The sequence below is a fragment of the Enterobacter sp. MGH85 genome, from assembly GCF_001037655.1.
Lineage (GTDB): Bacteria > Pseudomonadota > Gammaproteobacteria > Enterobacterales > Enterobacteriaceae > Enterobacter > Enterobacter intestinihominis.
In genome coordinates, this window is record NZ_KQ089925.1 from 2,946,937 (window position 1) to 2,971,013 (window position 24,077).

A 24,077-nucleotide genomic window follows, 5' to 3' on the forward strand; every position below is an offset into this window, starting at 1 on the left:
CCGAGAGCGGCAGCGTTTGAGCGCTAATCATACCAGCAGGAATACGCCATGCGATTCACGATTATTTCTACGAAACCCGGTCATCAGCCGCCGCAAAGCAGCTGTGATTTTTATGCCCCGGGCGGCACCATTGGGCGCGGTACGGATAACAATCTGGTGCTGCCGGACAATGACCGCACCATCTCGCGTTTGCAGGCCATCGTTCACGTCGACGCCAGTGGCGAATGCCGCGTCACGAACCGCGGCAGCGTTACCCGCGTGGTACTGAATGATATCCCGCTGGAGCGTGGGCGTCAGGTTGAGCTTCAGGACGGGGATATTCTCGGTATTGATGATTATCGCATTGAAGTCAGCGAACTCATTCATGACACCCAGCCCGTAAGCCGCATGGCGGCCAGCATGCAACAGGCGCGCCCAGCGGCGACACCTGCTCCGGCGCCACAACCGAAACCGGCCAGCGCCGCGCCTCGCGGAAAAGCTGAACCTACGGCCGTGCCGTCGGAAATCTGGGACAGCCTGATGCAGGAGTTCTCCATCTCCGACAGCATCTCCAGCAATCGGGCAAAGCCACAGCCCGCGGCCTCCCACGACCCGTTCTCCCAGCCTGCGGCCCCGGAGCGGAATGCCGAAGACCCGCTGGCGATGTTCAACGATGCCGATCCGTCGCTTGAACGTAAAAACGTGGACCCGGACACGCTGTTCAGCGATGAAGCGTTGTTTAAAAAAGAGAGCATCTTTGACGATGTCACCCCTTCAACGCTCGTACAGCCGGACGAAAGCAAACCTGCCCAGCCAAAGGAAGAGGCGTCGGACGAACTCGATCCGTTAGCCCTGTTTGGCGGGTCGGCGAGCGCACCTGCCGCGCGTCACGATGACCCCCTCGGCCTGATGGGCGGCGCGCCGTTAACCCATCCGGATGAAATCGTGGCAGATAAGCCGGAGCCAAAGCCTGAAGCGCAAGCCGCACAGGAAGAGGATGCGCTTGCCAGCTCACCGCTGTTCGATCCGGAACCGACTGAACCACAGGACGCGCCGCGCGCGGAAGAGGAGCCCGCGCGTCCCGATTACGCTGGCTTCACCATGCCAACACCGCAGGCCGTGGCGCGCAGCAACGCGCAGGCGCCGAAAGGCCGCCTGCGTATCGACCCGGTTAAAAACGCTGCATCGCCTGCCGCCTCCGCGCAGACCGGCGAGCGGGGCGATGTGCTTCAGGGCGAACTGCTGGAGGCGCTGCTGGAGGGCATGGGCCTGAGCGAAATGCAGCCGGTGCCGCAGTTTGACCGGGAAAATATGCGTCAGCTGGGGCAGATCCTGGGCATGTTCTCGCAGGGGACCGTGGCGCTGCTCTCCTCGCGCTCCATCCTCAAGCGCGGGGTAAAGGCCGATATGACCATGGTGCTCGACGATGCCAACAACCCGTTCAAGCTGCTGCCAACCGGTAAAACGGTCCTGATACAGATGTTCGGCACGCCGATGCCGGGCTTTATGCCGCCGACCAAATCGGTGCGTGATGCACTGATCGATCTTCAGGCGCACCAGCTGGGGATGATCTCCGGTATCCGCGCCATTATCGCCGCTATGCTGCAATCCTTTAACCCGGAACAGCTGGAAGAGCAGGCGAAGCAGAACGGGATGACGTCGCGCCTGGCGCTGCCGGGCAGCCGTAAAGCCGCGCTGTGGGATTATTTCGTTCGCAGCTATGGCGAGACGGCGGGCGAGATCGAGGACGACTTCCATACCCTGTTTGGCGAAGCCTTCCTCCATGCCTATGACATGGAGGTCAATCAGTACAAAGACTCACAAAGCGGATCCGAAGAAAAATGAATATCGCAACGGCTTCTCTCTCCCGCCAGGGGACGCGCGCCAGCAACCAGGATCAGACGGGAGAAACCATCGGGGAACGTTCAGCCTGCTTTGTCGTCTGCGACGGCATTGCGGGCCTGCCGGGCGGCGAGGTGGCCGCTGAGCTGGCCCGCAATAGCATTATTTCCCGCTTTGATGGCGACAAGCACCTGAATGCGCAGCATATTCGTGACTACGTCCAAACGGCGAACCGCACCATCCTCAGCGAACAACAGGCCGTGCAGGACTATCGCCGGATGGGCACCACGCTGGTCAGCCTGTTTATCGACAGGGATTACCGTCTGGCTTACTGGGCGCACGCCGGAGACAGCCGCCTGTACCTGTTTCGCCGCGGCTGGCTGTGGCACGTCACCACCGACCACAGCCTGGTGCAGCAGATGAAAGATGCCGGGCATCAGACCGACGATCTCAACAGCAACCTCCTGTATCTGGCGCTGGGTATTGAGAATGGCGGACCGGAAGCGAGCTACAGCGATGTCGTGCAGGTTGAAGACGGTGATGCGTTTTTACTCTGCACCGACGGTTTCTGGCACGGCGTCAGCGAAGAGCAGATGAAACAGTCGCTGCACATGGTCAATACGCCACAAGAGTGGCTGACCTTGATGAACCAAATCATTCAAAAGAATGCTGAACAGGAGGGCAAAGCTCAGGATAACTATACCGCCGTGGCGGTGTGGATGGGCAACCCTCAGGACACCACTTTGCTGCATACGCTCTCTGACGCAGCACAATTTCTTCCCTGCGGAACTGATTAGACACACAAGGATTGATATGAAACTTTGGCTATCGGGTTTGGCTCTTCTGACGGTGGCGACCACCGCACAGGCTGAAAACTTCCGCATCGTGCAGTCTCCTGCGCAGAAGCTGGATATCTGGATCGACAACATTAAAGATAATACGCCGCAAAGCTGGTGTAAGGCGGACGTGGCGCTGCGTATCGTGGCGAACGGCAAGAAAGAGGTTTCGGTGCTGGAAAACTTCGTACCGCGCCTTGGCTCGCTGCTGGAGCATCAGTGTAGCAAACTGAATACCCTGAACTGGACGCTTAACGATCCGGAAGGCACGGCGCTTGCCCGGGGCACAGCGGCTAAAGCGCAGGACTGGGCGCTGGTGGTGAAACAGCAGGAAACGGCGGCGGCAACGACCACCACCTCAGGCGCGCTGCTACCGCCTGACCAGAATCCGGAGACGCACACCGTGGCGGCAGATCGTACGCCATGGCAGGAGTTCACCCTTCAGGACGGTTGCCACCTGCGCACCTTCTGGGAGGGCGGTTCCTCCGCGCCAGCGCTGTTTATTCCCGATTCCGACACCACTCGCTGCGGCAACGGCAGCTGGCTCAGCGGCCACACCGTGGTGACGCAGAATCGTAACGGGACGCAGAAAGCGATTCCGGTCACCTACATTCACGGCTTCCCGGTGATGGGACTGAACAACGCGGTCGATCCTGAAAAGGCGCTGATCACCTCCGTCAACAAAGAGCGCATGGTCTTCAGCACCCCGAACAGCGATCAGAGCTGGATGATCCTGCCGTACGACAGCACCCTGAACGGCTGGAAGAGCAACGGCACGGTGGCGGTGGAAATCACCCGTGAGATCGCCAGCGACGACGCCAGACTCCAGGCGCGTATCGCAGATGTGAAGAAGATCTGGAGCGCATGGATTACACCGGGCGCGGAGCTGAACGTTGTTCTGATTGACACGCTGCGTCCGCAGCTACGCGATCCGGCTGTGGGCGCCTGGCGCGCGGCGAATTAAGGAGGGGCTATGAATACGCTTTATCAACGTCTGGCGGGTGAGTCGATTAGCGACGCGCTGCTTCGCCTGGAAGCCGAAATCAAAGCTCGTCCGGCGGATGCCGATCTGCGCGCTGCGTTTGTGCAGTTTCTGATCCTCAGCGGCAACTGGGCGCGCGCCCTGACCCAGCTGAAAAGCTGGCTGGCGCTGAAGCCGCAGGCAAAACCAACCGTGACGCTGCTGGAGCAGGCCATTCAGGGTGAACAGCAGCGGGCGCGCGTGTTCGCGGGAGAGGTACGACCGGCAATGCCCGAGGCGCAGTGGCCGTGGCTGACCACGTTAGCCCAGGCGCTTACCGAAAGCGCAGGGCATGCGCAAACGCTGCGCCTGGCGGCACTCGAACAGGCCCCGGCAAGCCGCGGGCAGGTCACGCTGGAGAATGAAGAGAGCCACACCTTTGAATGGCTGATGGACGGCGATGCCCGTCTGGGGCCGGTGTGTGAAACCCTGGTCAACGGCCGCTATTTCTGGGTGCCGTTCTGCGCCATCGACACGATCCGTTTTCAGGCTCCGGCCAGCGTGACCGATCTGGTGTGGCGTCATGCGTTGGTCCGCCTCACGGACGGCACCGAGCAGGTGTGTCAGATCCCGGCGCGTTATCCGTTTGCTGACGGAGCGCCAGACAGCGTTAAGCTGGGGCGCACCACCGAGTGGCTTCCACTCGACGATGACGGCACCCTGTATGAAGGCATGGGGCAGAAAGCCTGGCTGAGCGAGCAAAGCGAAAGCCCGCTGCTCACCCTGAGCCTGGTGACGTTCGCCGCGGATGGCGCGGATGAGTAATCCCGCTGGCGAAGGCGATCTGCTGCGCAGCGGCTGGCAGGCCCGCAGCAGGCAGGAGAAAGTGGGGGCGCGCGACAAAATGCAGCCGTCACTGCTGGATCGCCTGACGGATAACGATCCGGAAAAAAAACGCGAGTCCGCCAACAGTAATCTGATTACCCACGCCGCGCTGCGTCGTAACGTCCTGCGGGATTTACAGTGGTTGTTTAACACCATTAACCACGATGCCTCCAGCGATCTGAGTGGTCTGACGCAGGTGAGCCGTTCTGTCGTTAACTTTGGCGTCGCGCCGCTGGCGGGGAAAAGAATGTCCGATATCGAATGGCACGACATTCAGCGCAAGCTCACCGAAGCGATTATTAACTTTGAACCGCGGATCCTGCCGCAGGGGCTTCAGGTTCGCTGCGTGTCCGATACCTCCTCATTAGATCTGCACAACGTGCTGTCTATCGAAATCAAAGGCCGCCTGTGGTGCGTACCGTATCCGCTGGAGTTTCTCTTTCGCACCGACGTCGATCTTGAGAACGGCCATTTTGAACTGAAGGATGCGGGGTAATTATGGAAAGCAAACTGCTCGAATATTACAACCGTGAACTGGCCTATCTGCGCGAGATGGGCGCGGAGTTCGCCGAACGCTACCCAAAAGTGGCGGGGCGGCTCGGCATGCGCGGCATCGAAGTGGCGGATCCGTACATAGAGCGCCTGATGGAAGGTTTCGCCTTCCTGACCTCCCGCGTGCAGATGAAAATGGACGCCGAATTTCCACGCTTTTCACAGCGTATGCTGGAGATGATTGCGCCAAATTACCTGGCGCCTACGCCGTCGATGGCGATCGCTGAGATTCAGCCCGACAGCAGCCGCGGCGACCTGAGCAAAGGCTTTATTGTGCCGCGCGGCACCATGATGGACAGCCTGGCGCTGAAAAAAACCGGCGTTACGTGCAGCTATACCACGGCGCACGAGGTCAACCTGCTGCCGTTAAAAATTGAGCGGATCGAGCTGGGCGGCGTTCCCGCCGATCTGCCGCTGGCCCAGCTCGGCCTGGGCCAGCGGGGGATCAGCAGCGCCTTACGGATCCGCATTGCCTGCGATGGCCCGCAGCATCTTGGGCACCTGGATTTTGACCGCCTGGAGTTCTTCTTAAGCGGCCCGGACATCGAGGCGCTGAAGCTGCTGGAGCTGGTGATGGAGCACCACGCGGGTATTGTCTGCCAGACGGTCAGCAAGCAGCCCCAGCGCCAGCTGCTGTCGTCTGACGCCCTGCGTCAGGAAGGCTTTGATGCGGATCAGGCGCTGCTCCCGGACGATCTGCGTAACTTCGACGGCTATCGCCTGTTGCAGGAGTACTTTGCGTTCCCGGCGCGTTTTCGCTTCATCAGCCTGAGCGGGCTGGGCAAGCTGATCCAGCGCTGCGAAGACGAAAAAGCGTTTGATATCTTCGTTCTGCTCGACAAGAGCGACGATCAGCTGGAGCGCGTGGTGGAAGCCAGCCACATGGCGCTGCACTGTACGCCGGTGATCAACCTGTTCCCGAAAGTGGCGGCCCGGCAGAAGCTGAGCGAAAGCCAGCATGAATACCATCTGGTGGTGGATAACATCCGCCCGCTGGATTATGAAATTTATGCTGTGAAAAAAATCTATGCCAGCGCGGATGGTCAGCGGGACGACCAGACGTTTCGTCCGTTCTGGAGTACCTGGAGCGGAGACGCGGGCAACTACGGCGCCTATTTTTCCCTGCGCCGTGAACAGCGCGTCCTCTCTGAACACGCGCTGCGCTACGGCACCCGTACGGGCTATATCGGCTCGGAGGTCTTCGTCTCGCTGGTGGATGCGCAGCACGCGCCGTGGCAGGAGAATTTGCGCTACATTTCCGCCGAGGTGCTGTGTACCAGCCGCGACCTGCCGCTGATGCTCCAGCAGGAGCTTGGGCAGTTTATTATGGCCGACTCCATGCCGGTGAAGGCGTTAACCCTGCGTAAAGGCCCGACGCCGCCGCGTCCGGCGCTGGCGGAAGGGTTCAGTACCTGGCGGCTCATCAGCCAGCTGCAAATGAACTACCTCAGCCTGATGGACAGCGAAAACGAAGAGGGCGCTGCCGCGCTGCGTCAGCTGTTAGGGCTGTACGCTAACCTCGCCGAGACGCCGGTTGCCCGTCAGGTGGATGGCGTTCGTCACTGCGTGCTGGAGCCGGTGCACCGCCGCGTGCCGGAACCCGGCCCGGTGGTGTTCGCCCGCGGGATCGGCATCACCTTGACGGTGGACGAACGCGCCTTTTCCGGTGCCAGCCCGTGGCTTTTCGGCAGCGTGCTGGAACGCCTTTTTGCCCGCCTGGTCTCCATCAACAGCTTTACGGAGTTCACGCTCAAGAGCCAGCAGCGCGGCGAAATTGGCTACTGGGCGCCGCGCATGGGTAAAAGGGCGCTGGTATGAGTGAAGTTGCCCCTGCAACGCTGCGCGTGCATCGCCTGACGCCGCTGCCCGATGCGTTCTGGCGCGGAGTGCGCGAGACGCCGTGGCGCTACGATCTGTTTCAGCTGTTAAGACGTATTGATGCCCAGGGCGGAGAACGTTACCCGCTGGGGCGCGCGCCGCTGCCTAAATTTGAGCCGCTGCGTATTGGTCAGCAGCCTTCAATGGGGTTTGCGCCGTCAACGGTTGCCGAGGTCCGGCAGCGGGAAGAGAACGGACTGCATGAGGTTTCCATTCTGAGCTTCGGCCTGTTTGGTCCTAACGGCCCACTGCCGGTGCACATGACCGAGTATGCCCGCGAGCGTATTCATCATCATCAGGATCACAGCCTCAGCGCGTTTGCCGACCTCTTTCACCACCGCCTGACGCTGCTGTTTTACCGCGCCTGGGCGGACGCGCAGCCTGCCGTTTCACTGGATCGCGACGACAACAGGCGCTTCGAAGGGTATCTTGCATCGCTGATTGGCATGGGTCAGCCCGGCCAGATGTCGAAAGGCAGCCTGAGCCCGCATGCCCGCTTTACTCACGCCGGTCACCTGACCCGCCATGGGCGGGACCCGGAAGGGCTGGAGAAGATCCTGCGCAACTATTTCAACATTCCGGTCAGGTTGGTGGCCAATGTACCGCAGTGGATGCCGCTCTCAACGCGGGAGCAGGCACAGCTGGGTGAGGGGCGTCGCCTGCCGCGCATGGGGGAGTCCGCTTTTCTCGGCATTGCGGTACGCGACGTGCAGCATAAATTTCGTCTTGAGATTGGCCCGTTGAGCGCAGACGAATACAACCGTTTTCTGCCGGGTGAAGGGTGGGTCACCGAGCTGCGCGACTGGGTGCGACAGTACGCCGGGGTGGAATTTGAATGGGAAACACGGGTGATCCTGCGCGCCGATGCGGTGCAGGGCACCACGCTCGGCAGCGCCGGGCGATTAGGGTACAACACCTGGCTGGGCCTTCAGCCTCAGCCTGTTCCGCGTGGCGATCTGGTGTATCGCGCAGAGCGATAATCCTTCCGTATACCGAATCATTGTTAATGGAAACTAACATGTCAGAAATTAGCCGTGCCGTGCTTTTCGGCAAACTGGATACGCTGTTATTTACCTCTCTGGAAAGCGCGACTGCCTTCTGTAAGCTGCGCGGCAACCCGTACGTTGAGCTGGTGCACTGGCTGCATCAGCTGATGCAGCAGCAGGATGGCGATCTGCAACAGGTCATCCGTCACTTCGCCCTTGATGAACAGCAGCTGACGCGCGATATCGTGGCGGCGCTGGATGCCCTGCCGCGTGGCGCGAGTTCCGTCTCTGATCTTTCCGAGCATATCGACAGCGCCGTCGAGCGCGCATGGGTCTACGGCTCGCTGAAGTTTGGCGTCAGCCGCATCCGCGGCGGCCATTTGTTGATCGGCATACTGAAAACGTGGAATCTGGCTAACGTGCTGAAAAGTATTTCGGCGCAGTTCACCCGTCTTAACGTCGAGGTGCTGATCGAGCAGTTCGACGCTATTTGCGCCAGCAGCAAAGAGAGCCAGCAGGCCGCCGCCGCTGCGGACGCAGCTGCCGGGGCAGTACCGGCTGCGCAGGGCACGCTGGCGCAGTATGGTCAGGATCTGACGGCGCGCGCCCGGGATGGGAAAATTGACCCGGTGGTGGGGCGCGATGAAGAGATCCGCCAGATGGTCGATATTCTGATGCGTCGTCGCCAGAACAACCCCCTGCTGACCGGGGAAGCTGGCGTCGGGAAAACGGCAGTGGTGGAAGGGCTGGCGCTGCGTATCGCTGACGGCGACGTGCCTGAGCCGCTGCAAAACGTTCAGCTGTGGCTGCTGGATATCGGCATGCTTCAGGCCGGAGCGGGCATGAAAGGGGAATTTGAGGCGCGCCTCCAGGCGCTGATTAACGAGGTGCAGTCCAGCGCCACGCCGATTATTCTGTTTATCGATGAGATCCACACCCTGATTGGCGCTGGCGGCCAGCAGGGTACCGGTGATGCCGCTAACCTACTCAAACCTGTCCTGGCGCGTGGGCAACTGCGCACCATCGGCGCGACCACCTGGGCGGAATACAAAAAATACATTGAGAAAGATCCGGCGCTGACCCGCCGTTTCCAGACCGTACAGGTTCACGAGCCGGATGAAGCGAAAGCTGTATTGATGCTGCGCAGCACCGTGTCGCCGCTGGAAACTCATCATCAGGTTTTACTCCTCGACGAAGCGGTCAGCGCGGCGGTGAAACTGTCGCATCGCTATATTCCTGCGCGTCAGCTGCCGGATAAAGCGGTGGCGCTGCTGGATACCGCCTGCGCGCGCGTGGCCGTCAGCCAGAGCGCGCCGCCTGCCCAGCTGGAAGACTGCCTGCGTCATCTGGCGGCCCTGGACGTGGAGCTGGAGATTGCCGAACGTGAAGCGCGCGTGGGGGCGGGCGATCCGGCGCGCGTGGCGACATTAAGCGCCGAACGTGACGCGTTCGAAACCCAACGCGAGGCCCTGGCTCGTCGCTGGGAAGAAGAGCGCACGCGGGTGCAGGAAATTATCCGTCTGCGTGCCGCACTGTTTGCGGCGAGTGATGAGGATACGGCTGAACTGCGCGGCCAGCTGGCAGAACAGCAGCAGGCGCTGAAGACCTTACAGGGTGACGAACCGCTGCTGTTTGCCGCGGTCGATGAAAACGTGGTGGCTGCGGTGGTTTCGGACTGGACCGGGATCCCGCTGGGCCGGATGGTGAAAAATGAGATCGACGCGGTGCTGAACCTGGCTGATACGCTGAACCAGCGGGTTATTGGTCAGCGTCACGGTCTGGATCTGATTGCCAGTCGGGTAAAAACCTCGCGGGCGAAGCTTGACGATCCGAACAAACCGGTCGGCGTATTTATGCTCTGCGGGCCGTCCGGCGTGGGCAAAACCGAAACCGCGCTGGCGCTGGCGGAGTCGCTTTACGGCGGCGAGCAGAACGTCATTACCATCAACATGAGTGAATTCCAGGAAGCGCACACCGTTTCGACGTTAAAAGGTGCGCCTCCGGGCTATGTGGGCTATGGTGAAGGCGGCGTCTTAACCGAGGCCGTGCGCCGCCGTCCCTACAGCGTGGTGCTGCTGGACGAAATTGAAAAAGCGCACCCGGACGTGCACGAGATCTTCTTCCAAGTCTTCGACAAGGGCTGGATGGAGGACGGCGAAGGGCGTCACATTGATTTCCGTAACACCATTATTATTCTGACCTCTAATGTCGGTACCGAGCTGATCGCAGCCATGTGCGCCGACCCGGAACTGATGCCGGATCCTGATGCGTTAAGTGGCGCCCTGCGCCAGCCTCTACTGGAGGTGTTCCCACCTGCGCTGCTGGGCCGCCTGCTGGTGGTGCCGTATTACCCTCTGAACGACGAGATGCTGGGGCAGATTGTGCGTCTTCAGCTCAGGCGCATTCAGCGTCGTCTGGAAGAGAATCACAATATTATTTCTGAATTTGACGACAGCGTGGTCGAACAGATTGTTCAGCGCTGTACCGAGGTTGAGTCGGGCGGGCGTATGGTGGATGCGATTCTGACCAATACGTTGCTGCCTCAGATGAGCCAGATTTTACTTACCGCCAGCCGCAGCGACGAGCAGTACCGACGTCTGCATGTCACCTGCGAGCAGGGCGAGTTCCACTGTCAGTTTGCCGCGTAATAATCATCAAGAGAACTGTAAAAGATGACGGATAATGATAACAATCGGACTGTCCCAAACGCGCTCCCGGTCGGGTACCGTTTCAATGAGTTTGAGATAAAAGAGGTGATTGGCGGCGGCGGATTCGGCATCGTCTATCGCGCCTGGGATCACCAGCTCGAACGCACTATCGCTATCAAAGAGTTTATGCCTTCCTCCCTCGCCGTGCGCGGCGAGGATATGACGCTGGTACTGCGCAGCGAGCGCTTCGGCAAAGCGTTTTCTGCCGGTCTGAACAGCTTCATTCAGGAAGCCCGCCTGCTGGCGCGCTTTAACCACCCGAACCTGCTGCACGTGCTGCGCTTCTGGGTGCAAAACGACACGGCCTATATGGGGACGCTGTTTTACAGCGGCACCACGCTGTCGCGTCTGCGCGAAGAGAAACCGGAGCTGATTAACGAGGCGTGGATCCGCCGCATGCTGCCAATGCTCTTCGGCGCCATCAAAACGATCCACGATGAGGGCTACCTGCACCGCGACATCTCGCTGGATAACATTCAGATTCAGGATAACGGTCTGCCGGTGCTGCTTGATTTCGGATCGGCGCGCCGCACCATCGGTAATCTCTCGGATGAGACGGAAACCATGCTGCGTCCGGGTTTTGCGCCTATCGAGCAGTATACCGACGACAATGAAAGCGAGCAGGGGCCGTGGACGGATATCTACGCGCTCGGCGCCGTATTGCGCACCCTTATCGTTGGCTCTCCGCCACCGGTCAGCGTGGTGCGTTCGATTCAGGACACCTGCAAACCACTGGTGGAGCTGATGCCGCAGGGGTATTCCATTCCGCTGCTTCAGGCCATCGACAAGGCGCTGGCGCTGCATATGGAAGACCGTCCGCAATCCATCGAAGAGTTTGCGGCGCTGATCGAGATGCCCGTCGCCGGTATCGACGAGGTGCTGACCGCGAAGAAGACCGGCACGATGCTGGTGCCGGTGGAAGAGGAGACATCTGCTTCCGCGCTGGACTGGCGACGTTACAAGCTTCCGGGGCTGGTGGCCGCGGGCGTGCTGGTTGGGGTGGTTGCCGGTGCGATGCTGTTCGGCGGCGGCAGCCAGGAAACGCCAGCGCAGACGGCGCAAACCCCTGCCGTGAGCCCTCCGGCTGAAACCTCCGCCGCAGCGGAAACCAGACCGGCAACGGCCGACGTGAGCGAGCCGGTAGCGCCACCTGCTACGGCGCAGCAGAGTGCGTCGCCTGTCGACGCCAGCCCGGTCGCGCTGGTCTATATCCGCATGCTTGATGGCGAGACGCTGAAGGTGAACGGCGAGCCGAAAGCGCTGCGTCCGGGGAATAACGGTTACGCATCGCTGAAACTGCCTGCAGGCGAGACCCGCATTGAACTGGAAGGCAATGGAAGAACGCGTACCCAGACGCTGGATATTGCGAAGCCAGGCACCTGGCTGGTGAATCCGTAAGCCTGCGGGTAACAGGACGGAGCGAATGTATAACATCAAGTTTGTCTATCTGTTCCACGAGAACGTCTCGCCAGCGCTGTTTGCGAAAATAATCCGCCCGTCCGTTGCCGGACAGTGGATTATGTCGGTTCATGACCATTCGCTGCGCTCGCTCTTCACGCGCTACGATCTGCTGCGCACGATCACCGGTGCGAATCCTTATCAGTCCGGGCGCGATACCCGCACGCTGATCGCGCAGGATTTAGAGATGGGCAGAGTGGTTGCTATTGACGAAAGTTTTCGTGACTGGTCATCAGTAACGGAAATTTTTTATATCAACGCCAAAGGGCAACTCCAGGCTGCCTCGCTGGTCGGCCTGGGCTGGTATCCGGTGAGTACGATTGTTGACCGCTACGAAACCATGGTGAGAACGTACGGATCTCGCCCTGCGCCAACGGTACTGCCAAAACAGGTAGTGAAATCTAAAACGGCACAGGTGCCGGATGAACCTACTCCCGGCAAGGACGGTAAAACCTATGCCGGGCAGCTTCAGAAGATGACCAAAGCAGAACGCTGGCAGGCGCGTAAGGATCTGATTGCGAAGGGGAGCAATAGCCTTTATCCGGATGCCCAGATCGCCGCGAAACGTCTGGCAGCGAATAATATCGCGGTGGAAAAAGCGAAGCTTGCGGAAAATATTTATAAGACCGTGAACCCGCTGGAAACCACACCGGGCGTGCCGGAGGGATGGACAGATATCAGTAATGACGATGCGCTGTTAGGAAAGTTCGGGCTGAACAAATCCATGCTCTTTGACGATGATACGTCCCCCAATTTTCTGGCGCGCGTCTATCAACCGAAGCCGGAAGTGTTTGGTGCAGATATGAACCCCACGCTGGTATTCAGGGGATCGCGCGAGCCTGGTTTCGCCTCTCTGTCTGAGAATGTCTCCTCTCTACTGACCAAAGGGGAACTGGCGCCGGTGGTAAACGGGGCTGACTGGTCGAATAACTTCTCACAGGGCATGGGTATGGCTTCAGATTATTATAAAAAGGCCGTGAGTATCGGTAAGGAGCTGGCAAGGTCAGGGCAGAATATTGATATTGCCGGTCATTCCCTTGGCGGTGGTCTCGCCTCTGCAACCTCTATGGGCAGCGGGAAAGCGGGGTGGACGTTTAACGCCGCCGGCCTCAATGCCGGAACCGTAGAAAAATACGGCGGTAAGATATTAGGCAGTACGGATAATATCCAGGCGTATCGGGTTGAAGGTGAACTGCTGACGAAGATTCAGGAAGTTAACCCCTGGGAAGATCTGAAAACGATGAAAGGGCATGTCCCTTCGTGGATCCTCAAAGAGGAAATCTCTGCGCTGAGCCCTAATGCTGCCGGAATACCCCATGATCTTCCCGGTGGAACCGGAAGCGCGCTGGACCGCCACGGAATTAATCAAGCGATTGATTGCATAGAGCAACAGAAGGATGAGGATATTTCGATAATCGGGAGTCGATTGTGAAAAAAGGGTTGATGGCTTTTGTCGCGTTATGTTTTTTATTCATGATTCAGGGGTGTAAGCAGGATATGGACCTTAATCCACAGGACTACTTCAGCGGCCAGCAGCTTGAACTGGCGAAAGCGATTGAGGAAGGCGACGTCGATGCGGTGAAGACGCTTGCGCCAGACAGCGACCTTAATCAACCAGGAAAGCAGGATATGACCCTGCTTTTCTGGGCCCTTGGCAACGCAATTAATGATAAAAAAACGTCGAGCCATTTAAAGGTGATTACGTTGCTAGTTAAGGATGGCGCAGATCCGCTCCAGCCTCGACCGCAGGGAAAAAGCAGTCCTGCTGAATTTGCCCTAAAGGGAGACAGTGCGGACTGGATCGACGCGATGTTGGACGGTGGCCTCTCACCCAACGTGAAAGATAAGGTTTTCCACGAACCGATCGTCTTCCAGTCGCTTAAAGCGAAAAATACAGAGACGCTGGAAGCCATGCTCGATCGCGGTGCTGACGTCAACTCAACCAACTCACTGGGTAAAACGCTGGTGTTTGATGCGCTGGATAACCAAGCTTACGATCATGTCTTGTTGCTGCTCGATCGGGGAGCGGATCCGTCAATTAAGGCCAAAAATGGCTGGTCGATGAGCAATGCGCTCGCGGACGCGCTGAATGGACTTGACCGAGGCAGTGAGCAATACGAGAAATTAAACGAAATAAAAGAGAAGCTCATCCAGAAGGGGGGCGAATGGCCACCCGCGCCGGTTAAGTGATTGCTCAACTGTCATGAACGCCAGAGATAAGGTTTTCGTTTTCTGGGGATGCATGGATGCCCTGGCCATTGTGCTCTATTGTGCCCAGTCCGTGCGACATGACAGGATCCCTTTTATTTCCGATATACACGCCTTCAGTACGGTTGTGAACACGCTGTCTGCTGGTGGGTGTAGCGCTCTGGTTATTCTTTTCTTTATTCTCGATTTCTTGTTGTTGGTCTCTTTTATTGCCTCAGCATGGTGCTTCTTCGCCCGGAATTTATACGCGAGAAGACTGGCGCTCTACCAGGAAATACTGCGTCTGGTTGGATTTCGCTACTCAGTTTCCCTTTTCCCCATGGTGTTAAGTTTCACGGGCGTGATGAATGTCTGGCTAAATGGATTTTTACTCATTTTGTCAGAGTTTCTGAAAATCTATTCCCTGTGGATTTATAAATATGAAGGGGAAAGGCCCCCGGTTAAAGAGTAAGACGGCCAATAACCAGAACATTCACGTTTAAAAAAGCATTTCGTTAAAAATATTCTCAGTATAAACCATTACGGAATAAAGATTATGCTCAACCGAATTACCGTTCAGCTCCCGGTTGAGGGGCTGCTTTTCTGGAAACTCTCCGGCCGCGAGGCGATGTCGGAGTCGTTCGCGCTGACGCTGACCCTGCTCGGCACGGATGCGCGCCTTGACCGCAGCAGGCTGCTCGGCCAGCCGGTCACAGTGACCATCCCCACGCAGAGCCTGCTTACTCCCCGCTATATCAACGGTAAGGTGACGCGCGTGGCGGTGAGTGCCGTGGAGCTGACGGGCACCCGCTATGCGGTCTACCAGCTGACTGTAGAGCCGGACCTGTGGCCGATGAAGCGCGACCGTAACCTGCGGATTTTCCAGGGCCAGACGTTACCACAGATTGTGAAAACCCTGCTGGGTGAGCATCAGGTTAACCTTGAAGACAAACTCACCGGCAGCTACCGGGTGTGGGACTACTGCGTGCAGTATCAGGAGTCGAGCCTGGACTTCATCAGCCGCCTGATGGAGCTGGAGGGGATTGCGTATCACTTCAGCCACGAGGCGGACAAGCACACCCTGGTACTGACCGACGCCGCGACGCAGCATCAGCCGTTCAGCGGCTATGAGGTCATTCCTTACCATCAGACGCCGTCCGGTGGCAGTACGGATGAAGAGGGCATCAGCCAGTGGGCTCTGGAGGACAGCGTGACGCCGGGGATTTACAGCCTCGACGACTACGACTTCCGCAAGCCGAACGCGTGGCTGTTCCAGGCCCAGCAGAACCCGGCGTCACCGAAACCGGGCAGCATCGACGTGTACGACTGGCCGGGCCGCTTTGTGGAGACAGGCCATGCGGAGTTCTACGCCCGCATTCGTCAGGAGCGCTGGCAGGTGGAGCATCAGCAGATTCAGGCGACGGCCACGGCGGCGGGCATTGCGCCGGGCCACATCTTTACCCTGACCAACGCGCCATTCTTCAGCGATAACGGCGAGTATCTGGTGACGGCGGCGGGGTATCACTTCGAGGAGAACCGCTACGCCAGCGGCGAAGGTGAAACCATTCACCGCACCGATTTCACCGTTATCCCGGCGGCGGTATCGTATCGTCCGGCGCAGAGCACGGCGTGGCCGCGGACCTACGGCCCGCAGACGGCGAAAGTCGTGGGGCCGCAGGGGGAGAGTATCTGGACGGACAAATATGGCCGTGTGAAGGTGAAGTTCCACTGGGACCGTCTGGCGAAGGGTGACGACACCAGCTCCTGCTGGGTGCGTGTCTCCAGCGCCTGGGCGGGCCAGGGCTACGGCGGGGTGCAGATCCCGCGCGTCGGCGATGAGGTGGTGGTGGACTTTATCAACGGCGACCCGGACCGTCCGATTATCACCGGCCGCGTGTATAACGAAGCCAGCATGCCGCCGTGGGCGCTGCCGGCTGCGGCGACGCAGATGGGCTTTATGAGCCGCACGAAAGACGGTTCCGTGGACAACGCCAACGCCCTGCGCTTTGAGGACAAGGCGGGCGCAGAGCAGGTGTGGATCCAGGCCGAGCGCAACATGGACACCAGCGTCAAGAATGATGAAACGCACAGCGTTGGCGGCGCGCGCAGCCATTACGTGAAGAAAAATGAGCTGCATCGTGTTGAAGCGAACCAGATCCAGGCCGTGAAAGGCGGAACCGAGATCCTGACGGGAAAAGGCAAGCTGGATGCAGCGGTAGAGCAGTATGTCATTGCTTCCGGGACGAAGCTGCGGCTGGTCTCGGGTGAGAGTGCTATTGAGCTTAACGCTAACGGCAAGATTAACCTGATTGGCAAAGAGTTTAACTTTTTCGTTGAGGGAGATGGGTATATCACCACGGGTGGTAAGCTGCATCTGAATACCTCGGGAACCAAGCCGGGCACAACGGCACCGGGATCGGGGCATAAAGGGGATATTGATGCGGCGGTGCAGGAGAAGTTTTCTCCAAATAAAAGTGCTAAGAATCCGGCTCCCGCAGTTTCAGCGCCAGCAGCATCCAGACCAAAACCAACAACAAAATTTGCAGCAGCTCCACCATTAAAAGGGAGTTACGTTTATCAAAATAATTCCTACAACTCTGATGTGATGCCCTTCAGTGAAGATGTAGTTAAGGAAATCAATAAGTCACCAACGCTTCAGACACAATTAAAAGATCTAAAAGATAAAGGGTGGGCTATCCAGCCGGGAGCCGCAGGAGGGGGGAGTTACGCTGATACTAATAACAAATTGATTGTCATGGACCCTGAACACATGGAGGATACAGCCACAACTGTGCAAACTCTGGCACATGAGGCAGGGCATGCAACTTATCCTGTTGCGGTAGATGCTTCGAGTAAGGAAAACTTCATCAACAGCCAGCTTATGGATGAAGGTGGAGCAACGCTGAATAACATTAAAATACAACGCGAGATCCTTGCAAACGGCGGTATTGATATTGATATAGCGGGAAGTGCCGAAAACCTAAAAGCATATAATTCTGCATATGATAAAATGGTGAGCGGTGAGTTATCTCGCATTGATGCAGCCAAAGCAATAGGAAAAGTGTATGGTAAAGGCGAAATAGCCTCAGGGACTAATTTAAATTATAATGATTACTATGGAGGATTCTATGGAAAGTAGGATGATTAAAGCTACATTCCTCATTGTTCTTCCACTATTTTCAGCATTTACCTATGCAGGGCATAATAAAATGAATCAAGATTCGTTGTGGCAAATGATCAAAGAAATGAAATCAGTGTGGGGTAAACAAGTTGAGGATGTCAGTAAACTGTTTAACCAACCGCTGATTAATAATACACAGGAGAAAGAAGACCGTTATACTTCAGCTCCCTTTACGTTAACTGATGGCACACGGATCAGCGATATGGATGTTCGTTTATGGGGAAATGGCGATAACAGCGTATCTTTGATTTCTTTCGTAATTAATCATCCATGTATTACTCTTGAACAAGTCAAATCTCATTTTCCAGATCTGAAATTGTCTAATATCCCCCGCGGAAACACGCCGGGACAATCAGTTGGATATCGCACTCCTACCGATGAACGCGGGCTGGCATGGGCATTTAGCTTTCCAGTTCTGAATCAGGAATGCCTGAGCAGGGTAGTTATGTCACGCTACGAACATTAAGTTGCGAGGCAACTTTACGGGCTGTGAAAGAAGATAATTATCAAACGGCCAATAATATCGCTGCCCCTAAAGTTTTTGCGGAAAAAAAAGAAAGTGCTAACGTTGTAATGATCTTGTCCCTCTGAGTCGCTAAGCAGTAATTAATATTGGCTGTATAAACTTTAGCGCTTTTAATCTTATTTTTCTAATATCATCCCGAGTTCACTTATGAAATACACCCTCCAGGAAGGTTCGTTTTCCCTTTTCCCTGCTGCCTGGCAGGATAACAGCATGAACATCATTCGCGATGACGAAAGCGGGTTATCTGTAGTGGTCAGCCGCGGCGTCATCCCGGATGGTAGCGATTACGAACAAGAGTTCCACCGTCAGTGGGAAGTCCTGCGCCCTCAGATGGGGGAGATCGCCCAGAGCGAATTTCAGCACGTAAAAGCCGGGCCAGACGGAAACATTAGCGGACTGGAAGTTGAGACCACCTTTGACCGTAACGGCCAGCGCCTGTGGCAAAAACAGCTGGCCGTGCAGACGCCGGGCAAACCGGTACTGATGATTTTTACCCTCTCGGCCTTAAAAGCCTTTACGGAAGAGGACGAGGCGCGCTGGAGCGCACTGAAGCAGAGTCTGACGCTAAACGACAACCGGAATGTGTAAGGCATGAGCGATAACAACGCGGCCCGTAAGGGCGACGAGATTATTCACTCCAGCATTTTTGCTGATATTACCAGCATTGTGGCGGAAGGCGCTGCCTATGCGGTGATTGGCGCGGCGGTGGGCGCGGCAGCGACCGTCGCGGCCCCACTGCTGGGAGCCGGGGCCGCAGCGGCAGGCGTGGCGGCAATTGGATCCAGCTGTCTGTTGAGCGGCATTATTGGTGGGGTTCTGGCGAACGTCGCGGGGATCACCGACGATATCAGCAATGCTGCTGAAGGGCTGGGCAACGCGCTTTTTCCGCCGTCGCCTGCGGGTAAGATCACCACCGGTTCAAATAACGTTCTCACCAACGCAATCCCCGCCGCGCGCGCGGCAGGCACGCTGACGCCCGCCGATACCCCTTCCCCTGAGCCGCAGTCGCCGGGCAGCTTTGCCGATTACGCGGGCATGCTGCTTTCCGCTGCCGGACAGTTCGGCAGCGAAATGTGGCAGCCGAGCGTGGCCTCTGCCGCTGCCGGGACCTCGCCGCTGGAAGAAGACAAGGTGGCGTGCGAGAAACACTCCGGGCCGCAGTATCTGGCGGAAGGCTCGAAAAGCGTCTTTATCAACGGGCAGCCCGCGGTGCGTGCAAAAGATCGCACCACCTGCGAAGGCACCGTTTCCGACGACGTCTCCCCGAACGTGATCATCGGCGGCGACACCCTCACGGTTCGCGATATTAAAAGCGGCAAAACGCCGGGCCTGGCGCTGGGGATGATTGCGCTCTCCCTGCTGCGCGGGCGTCCGGGCAAGATCCTGAAAAACATGCCCTGCGCGCTGGCTGCTGCCGGTGGCGGGATGCTGGCTGATATGGCCGTCAACGCCGTGTTCGGCTCCTCGCACCCGGTTCACGCCGCTACCGGCGTGAAGGTGCTGAATGACGACGACGAACTCGATTTCTCGCTGCCGGGGCGCTTTCCGCTACGCTGGCAACGCAGCTACAACAGCCTGACCACCCGCGAAGGGCTGTTTGGTCTGGGCTGGGCTACCACCTTTGACAGCTATCTGACGCTGGAAGAAAACAACGCCACCTGGTTCGATGAAACCGGGCGCGAGCTGAGCTTTGAACTGCCGCCGGTCGACCGCGCGTTTTACAGCATCAGCGAAGGCATTATCATCCGCCGCAATGAGAGCGGCGACGTGGCGATTGCCGACGATGACGGCGCGGTGTGGCGTCTGTATAAACCGACCCGCGCCAACCCAGCCATCCTGCGCCTGGCCTCCCTCAGCGACGAGTACGGCAACGCGTTGCTGACGGCGTGGGATGAACACGGGCGGCTGGTCGGTCTGCACGATGAGCCGCGGGCGATCGACGTCACTCTGCGTTATGAAAATGAACGTTTCCCGCAGCGCGTTACCTCGGCGAGCCATTTTGACGGCAACCAGACATGGCCGCTGATGCAGTGGGGGTATGACGCGCGCGGCCAGCTGGCCAGCGCAACGGATGCCTCCGGCGTGGTTACCCGTGAATACCGTTATAACGATGATGGCCTGATGGTCTGGCACCGTCTGCCGGGCGGGCTGGAGAGCGAATACCGCTGGCAAAAATTCGACCACTGGCGCGTGGTGGAAAACCGCACCAGCACCGGCGACGGCTGTCGCTTTAGCTACGATTTAGCCGCCGGGCTGACGACCGTCGATCACTACGACGGTCAGACGCGAAAGCATTACTGGAACGCGCAAAACCTGATTGTTCGCTACGTTGACGAGCGCGGTGAGAACTGGCGCTACGAGTGGGATGACAACGAACTCCTCACGCGTCGCATCGATCCGCTGGGTAATGCCGTTACCTTCGTCTATGACGAGATGGGCAACCGGGTGCAGGAGATCGACGCCGACGGCAATACCCGCACCACCACCTGGCTGGAGCACCGTGCGCTTCCGGCGTCCATCATCGAAGCCGACGGTAGCGCCACCCGGTTCCTGTATGACGAACATCACGGGCTGAAACGCGTGGTGGATCCGATGGGGCAGACCACGCTGCTGCGTCGGGACGAGTTTGGTCAGGTTGTGGAAGAAGTCGATGCCGCCGGGAACAGCCGTTACCAGGAGTACAACGAGGCCGGGCAGATGGTGCGTGCGACGGACTGTTCGGGCCGTGTGACACAATACCGTTATCATCCGCTGGGCTGGCTGGTGGCTGAGATAAGCGCCGACGGCGAAGAGACGCGTTACCGCTACGACGCCGCGGGGCGTCCGGTGCAGCTCGATCGCCCGGAAGGGTGGACAGAGTCGCTCAAATGGAACGAACGTGGTCTGCCGGTGAAGCATGCGGGCGCCGACGGGAAAGAGAGCGAGTTCAGATACGACGAGGCAGGGCGCTTAACCGCCACCCGTAATACGCAGGGTGAAGAGGTGCGCCGCCGCTGGGACAGCCGCGGGCGTCTGATTGCCCTGGAAAACGAAAACGGCGAAGCGTATCAGTTCCGCTGGGGCGCAGACTCGCTGCTGCTGGAAGAGGTGGGGCTGGATGGCGTGGCCTCGCAGTATCGCTACGATGCCTGCGGGCGTACGATAGCGCGCACCTTTGCCGCCGGACATCCGGAGGCCATTACCCATTCCTTCGCCTGGAGCGCGAGCGGCCAGCTGGTCGCCCGCACCACGCCGGAGGGGCAGACGCGCTACCACTACACCCCGTCCGGCCTTCTGAGCCGGATTGGGCTGCATCCCGCGCTTTCAGCCGATGCCTGGAGTGCCGAGGCCGAGCAGGAGCTTGTGTTTGAGTATGACGCGCTCGGGCGCGTCACGCGCGAAACGGGCGAGCACGGGGAGCTGGCGTGGGAGTATGACGCGCTGGGTAACCGCACCTCCGTCACGCTGCCCGATGGCCGGGAGCTGAAACAGTTCTACTACGGCAGCGGGCATCTGCTCAGCATCGCGCTTGATAAGCTCTCGGTCTCCGACTTTACCCGCGACGAACTTCACCGTGAAACCAGCCGTACGCAGGGGCTGCTAACCACACGCAGCGAATATGACCGTCTCGGTCGACTGCATCGCCGGGACGTTTTTACCGGCAATGCCCAGCGCCCGTCGCCGCGCCGCTGGTCCCGCCGCTGGGATTACGACTATCGCAATAACCTGGTCCGCGAAGAGCGGGACGATAACCCGTTCAGTTGGTACCGCTGGCAGTACGACAGCGCCGGACGTCTGCTGGTTCAGGACGGCACGCTGCCCGGCCAGGAGCAGTGGCGCTGGGATGCTGCCGGTAACCCGCTCGAAGGCTCTGCTGAGAAGGTCACGCACAACCGCCTGACGCAGCTGAACGGCATTCGCTGGTGCTATGACATCCATGGCCGCACCGTGGAGAAGGATAACGGCCAGACCCGCTGGCACTACCGCTACGACGGCGAGCACCGCCTGACGGAGGTCATCAGCCAGCCGCGGGACCGCAACAGACCGCAGACGGAGGTCAGCTTCCGCTACGATCCGCTCGGGCGACGCATCAGCAAAACGCGCCGCCAGATGCTGGGCGGCCAGCCAACCGGCAAGCCGGTCACCACCCGGTTTGTCTGGGAAGGGTTCCGGCTGTTGCAGGAAGTGCACGGGGATGAGCCGCTGACCTACGTCTACAGCGATCAGGACAGCTACGATCCGCTGGCACGTATTGACGGCGTTGATGCCCCGGAAATCTTCTGGTTCCACTGTCAGCCCAACGGCACACCGGAGCGGATGACGGATAGCGAAGGGCAGGTGCGCTGGGAAGGGGTGAACAGCGCCTGGGGCAAACTGCTGCGGGAAAGCGAAACGCAGGTATCAGGATATTCCCAGAACCTGCGCATGCAGGGGCAATACCTGGACCGCGAGACAGGGCTGCACTACAATCTGTTCCGGTATTACGACCCGGACTGCGGACGGTTTACGCAGCAGGACCCGATAGGGCTGGCGGGGGGGATAAATCTTTACCAGTATGCGCCGAATGCGCTGGGATGGGTGGATCCGTGGGGGTTATCGTGCAGAAATAGCTGGAATGATTTCCAGAGCAAAACTCGAGGTGCTTTTGCTACAAGAGGTCATGCTGCACGGGCCTACCGAGCTACTCATGGAATTTCAAAGCCAGATTTCCCTAATCCGGCGACATACCTCGATGCAGGAAAAATTAGTAGGCATTTAGAACTATTCAAGGGAGGGGTTACTAAGTTCGTTTGGGGTATTAATCCTGAATTTAGTCATTTAGGTCCTCCAGGAGGCCACTTTGTTATGCCAAGGACCGTTGCTGATGACTTAATTAGACGTTCGGGTGGGAACATTCCAAAGCTTGAAAGATTGTTAGGGTTAAATGCAGGTGATCTCGGAGACGCTCCTTTAAGAGTTGATATTAATAATCCGACAGGTTTAAGAATGCCAACAGGAAATGAACGAGGAGCAAATGAATTTTGGTTGCCGGGAGGATATACTTCAGGTGGTATCCCAGAGGCGGCCATAGATCCTACTCCGCTAAATCAATTAAAGATCACACCGTTGAAAAATTAAAAAAAGGAGGCGCAATGGATAAAATAATATTTAATAATTATGGAGTAATCCTTATCGAAAGAGAAGGGCGTTTTTTTATTAGGTTTTATTCAGGGGGGATAGTTATGAAAGAAGAGGAAGAAGAATTGAGCATTGATGAGGCCAAAAAAGTTCAAATGAGTGAAAAGGATGCTTATGAGGTTTTAATAGCCATTGAAAAAAAGAAAAGCTAAATTATTGGCCTCATTTTTAATAATTACCTGTCGATCAGTAATAAGGATGGTTTTTTACTACAAACCAAAATAAGTCGCTCAATGAGGTTCTTTGTAAAAGTTAACTTTAGCCAATTATAATAGAGAACTAAAAACACGCATGGGGGGCGTTTTTTGTTCAAAGCGATTAAAAGTTAAATAAAAAATTATCTCATAGAAATCTGTAAGAAGTAATTTTCCCCTTCCACAACCATCTTGTCCGCTACTTTCGTGCCTTGCTTATCCTTGTCGGCGTGGAGTCCTTATACATTATAGCTTGAGCACGTATAAGCCCTTGCTCTAGGCGCACGCAGGGGGGCTGTCTACCCGCAGCGAATATGACCGTCTTGGCCGCCTGCATCGCCGGGATATAGTTACCGGTAATTCTCAGTGCTCTTGGTTGCACCGCTGGGATACTACCGGTAACCCGCACGAAGGCTCTGCTGAGAAGGTCACGCACAACCGCCTGACGCAGCTGAACGGCATTCGCTGGCGCTATGACGACCACGAACGCACCATGGAGAAGGATAACGGACAGACCCGCTGGCACTACCGCTACGACGGCGAGCACCGCCTGACGGAGGTCATCAGCCAGCCACGGGACCGCAACAGACCGCAGACGGAGGTCAGCTTCCGCTACGATCCGCTCGGGCGACGCATCAGCAAAACGCGCCGCCAGATGCTGGGCGGCCAGCCAACCGGCAAGCCGGTCACCACCCGGTTTGTCTGGGAAGGGTTCCGGCTGTTGCAGGAAGTGCACGGGGATGAGCC

General features: G+C 57.9%; 17 protein-coding genes and 1 pseudogene. All 18 read left to right on the forward strand.

The features are described 5' to 3' along the window. Positions 1-48 precede the first annotated feature (48 nt). On the forward strand, positions 49-1,824 hold the full coding sequence (gene tagH / locus SK51_RS13890) for a type VI secretion system-associated FHA domain protein TagH (protein WP_032676191.1): 1,776 nt from the start codon (positions 49-51) through the stop codon (positions 1,822-1,824). Further along, on the forward strand, positions 1,821-2,618 hold the full coding sequence (locus SK51_RS13895; RefSeq protein ID WP_022648406.1) for a PP2C family protein-serine/threonine phosphatase: 798 nt from the start codon (positions 1,821-1,823) through the stop codon (positions 2,616-2,618). Before tagH ends, SK51_RS13895 begins: the two co-directional genes overlap by 4 nt. A 16-nt stretch (positions 2,619-2,634) precedes the next feature. Next, a complete protein-coding gene (locus SK51_RS13900; RefSeq protein ID WP_048206772.1) occupies positions 2,635-3,621 on the forward strand; it encodes a hypothetical protein in 987 nt (328 codons plus the stop codon). 9 nt (positions 3,622-3,630) lie between these two features. Continuing rightward, positions 3,631-4,443 (forward strand): type VI secretion system accessory protein TagJ, encoded by an 813-nt coding sequence (locus SK51_RS13905; RefSeq protein WP_022648404.1) that lies wholly within the window; start codon positions 3,631-3,633, stop codon positions 4,441-4,443. Continuing rightward, complete coding sequence (gene tssE, locus SK51_RS13910; protein WP_015570336.1) at positions 4,436-4,999, forward strand: type VI secretion system baseplate subunit TssE; 564 nt, start codon at positions 4,436-4,438, stop codon at positions 4,997-4,999. Before SK51_RS13905 ends, tssE begins: the two co-directional genes overlap by 8 nt. Before the next feature lie 2 nt (positions 5,000-5,001). After that, positions 5,002-6,873 carry a type VI secretion system baseplate subunit TssF gene (tssF, locus tag SK51_RS13915; protein WP_032676192.1) on the forward strand — a complete coding sequence of 624 codons (1,872 nt, stop codon included), beginning with the start codon at positions 5,002-5,004 and terminating at the stop codon, positions 6,871-6,873. Beyond that, positions 6,870-7,913, forward strand: coding sequence for a type VI secretion system baseplate subunit TssG (tssG, locus tag SK51_RS13920; protein WP_022648402.1), 1,044 nt, complete (start codon positions 6,870-6,872; stop codon positions 7,911-7,913). Before tssF ends, tssG begins: the two co-directional genes overlap by 4 nt. A 38-nt stretch (positions 7,914-7,951) precedes the next feature. Then, entirely contained in the window at positions 7,952-10,567 is a 2,616-nt protein-coding gene (gene tssH, locus SK51_RS13925) for a type VI secretion system ATPase TssH (RefSeq protein WP_032676193.1), read from the forward strand. 24 nt (positions 10,568-10,591) lie between these two features. Continuing rightward, a complete protein-coding gene (locus SK51_RS13930) occupies positions 10,592-12,025 on the forward strand; it encodes a serine/threonine protein kinase (protein WP_023306450.1) in 1,434 nt (477 codons plus the stop codon). A gap of 25 nt (positions 12,026-12,050) precedes the next feature. Beyond that, a complete protein-coding gene (locus tag SK51_RS13935; protein WP_023306449.1) occupies positions 12,051-13,517 on the forward strand; it encodes a Tle-like phospholipase domain-containing protein in 1,467 nt (488 codons plus the stop codon). After that, entirely contained in the window at positions 13,514-14,275 is a 762-nt protein-coding gene (locus SK51_RS13940) for an ankyrin repeat domain-containing protein (RefSeq protein WP_023300316.1), read from the forward strand. Before SK51_RS13935 ends, SK51_RS13940 begins: the two co-directional genes overlap by 4 nt. Positions 14,276-14,327: 52 nt before the next feature. Beyond that, positions 14,328-14,744, forward strand: a complete 417-nt coding sequence (locus tag SK51_RS13945; protein ID WP_223861960.1) for a hypothetical protein — start codon at positions 14,328-14,330, stop codon at positions 14,742-14,744. 84 nt (positions 14,745-14,828) lie between these two features. After that, positions 14,829-17,411: a type VI secretion system Vgr family protein gene (locus SK51_RS24975; protein WP_023306447.1), complete on the forward strand. Its 2,583-nt coding sequence runs from the start codon at positions 14,829-14,831 to the stop codon at positions 17,409-17,411. Position 17,412: 1 nt separating this feature from the next. Next, positions 17,413-17,919 (forward strand): hypothetical protein, encoded by a 507-nt coding sequence (locus SK51_RS13955; RefSeq protein ID WP_226876797.1) that lies wholly within the window; start codon positions 17,413-17,415, stop codon positions 17,917-17,919. 207 nt (positions 17,920-18,126) lie between these two features. Further along, complete coding sequence (locus SK51_RS13960; RefSeq protein WP_022648394.1) at positions 18,127-18,567, forward strand: DcrB-related protein; 441 nt, start codon at positions 18,127-18,129, stop codon at positions 18,565-18,567. Positions 18,568-18,570: 3 nt separating this feature from the next. After that, positions 18,571-23,076: an RHS repeat-associated core domain-containing protein gene (locus tag SK51_RS13965; RefSeq protein WP_023306445.1), complete on the forward strand. Its 4,506-nt coding sequence runs from the start codon at positions 18,571-18,573 to the stop codon at positions 23,074-23,076. 14 nt (positions 23,077-23,090) lie between these two features. Next, a complete protein-coding gene (locus tag SK51_RS13970) occupies positions 23,091-23,288 on the forward strand; it encodes a hypothetical protein (protein WP_023300305.1) in 198 nt (65 codons plus the stop codon). Positions 23,289-23,619: 331 nt separating this feature from the next. Beyond that, positions 23,620-24,077, forward strand: a pseudogene (locus tag SK51_RS25620) (hypothetical protein); the annotation flags it as partial.

What these genes read in the sequence shown, in the direction of transcription:
- tssH (WP_032676193.1), top strand. Translation starts at nt 7,952, where the DNA reads ATGTCAGAAATTAGCCGTGCCGTGCTTTTCGGCAAACTGGATACGCTG.
- SK51_RS13970 (WP_023300305.1), top strand. Translation starts at nt 23,091, where the DNA reads ATGGATAAAATAATATTTAATAATTATGGAGTAATCCTTATCGAAAGA.
- SK51_RS13900 (WP_048206772.1), top strand. Translation starts at nt 2,635, where the DNA reads ATGAAACTTTGGCTATCGGGTTTGGCTCTTCTGACGGTGGCGACCACC.
- SK51_RS13895 (WP_022648406.1), top strand. Translation starts at nt 1,821, where the DNA reads ATGAATATCGCAACGGCTTCTCTCTCCCGCCAGGGGACGCGCGCCAGC.
- tssG (WP_022648402.1), top strand. Translation starts at nt 6,870, where the DNA reads ATGAGTGAAGTTGCCCCTGCAACGCTGCGCGTGCATCGCCTGACGCCG.
- tssF (WP_032676192.1), top strand. Translation starts at nt 5,002, where the DNA reads ATGGAAAGCAAACTGCTCGAATATTACAACCGTGAACTGGCCTATCTG.
- SK51_RS13930 (WP_023306450.1), top strand. Translation starts at nt 10,592, where the DNA reads ATGACGGATAATGATAACAATCGGACTGTCCCAAACGCGCTCCCGGTC.
- SK51_RS13955 (WP_226876797.1), top strand. Translation starts at nt 17,413, where the DNA reads ATGATTAAAGCTACATTCCTCATTGTTCTTCCACTATTTTCAGCATTT.
- SK51_RS24975 (WP_023306447.1), top strand. Translation starts at nt 14,829, where the DNA reads ATGCTCAACCGAATTACCGTTCAGCTCCCGGTTGAGGGGCTGCTTTTC.
- SK51_RS13935 (WP_023306449.1), top strand. Translation starts at nt 12,051, where the DNA reads ATGTATAACATCAAGTTTGTCTATCTGTTCCACGAGAACGTCTCGCCA.
- tssE (WP_015570336.1), top strand. Translation starts at nt 4,436, where the DNA reads ATGAGTAATCCCGCTGGCGAAGGCGATCTGCTGCGCAGCGGCTGGCAG.
- SK51_RS13960 (WP_022648394.1), top strand. Translation starts at nt 18,127, where the DNA reads ATGAAATACACCCTCCAGGAAGGTTCGTTTTCCCTTTTCCCTGCTGCC.
- SK51_RS13945 (WP_223861960.1), top strand. Translation starts at nt 14,328, where the DNA reads ATGGATGCCCTGGCCATTGTGCTCTATTGTGCCCAGTCCGTGCGACAT.
- tagH (WP_032676191.1), top strand. Translation starts at nt 49, where the DNA reads ATGCGATTCACGATTATTTCTACGAAACCCGGTCATCAGCCGCCGCAA.
- SK51_RS13905 (WP_022648404.1), top strand. Translation starts at nt 3,631, where the DNA reads ATGAATACGCTTTATCAACGTCTGGCGGGTGAGTCGATTAGCGACGCG.
- SK51_RS13965 (WP_023306445.1), top strand. Translation starts at nt 18,571, where the DNA reads ATGAGCGATAACAACGCGGCCCGTAAGGGCGACGAGATTATTCACTCC.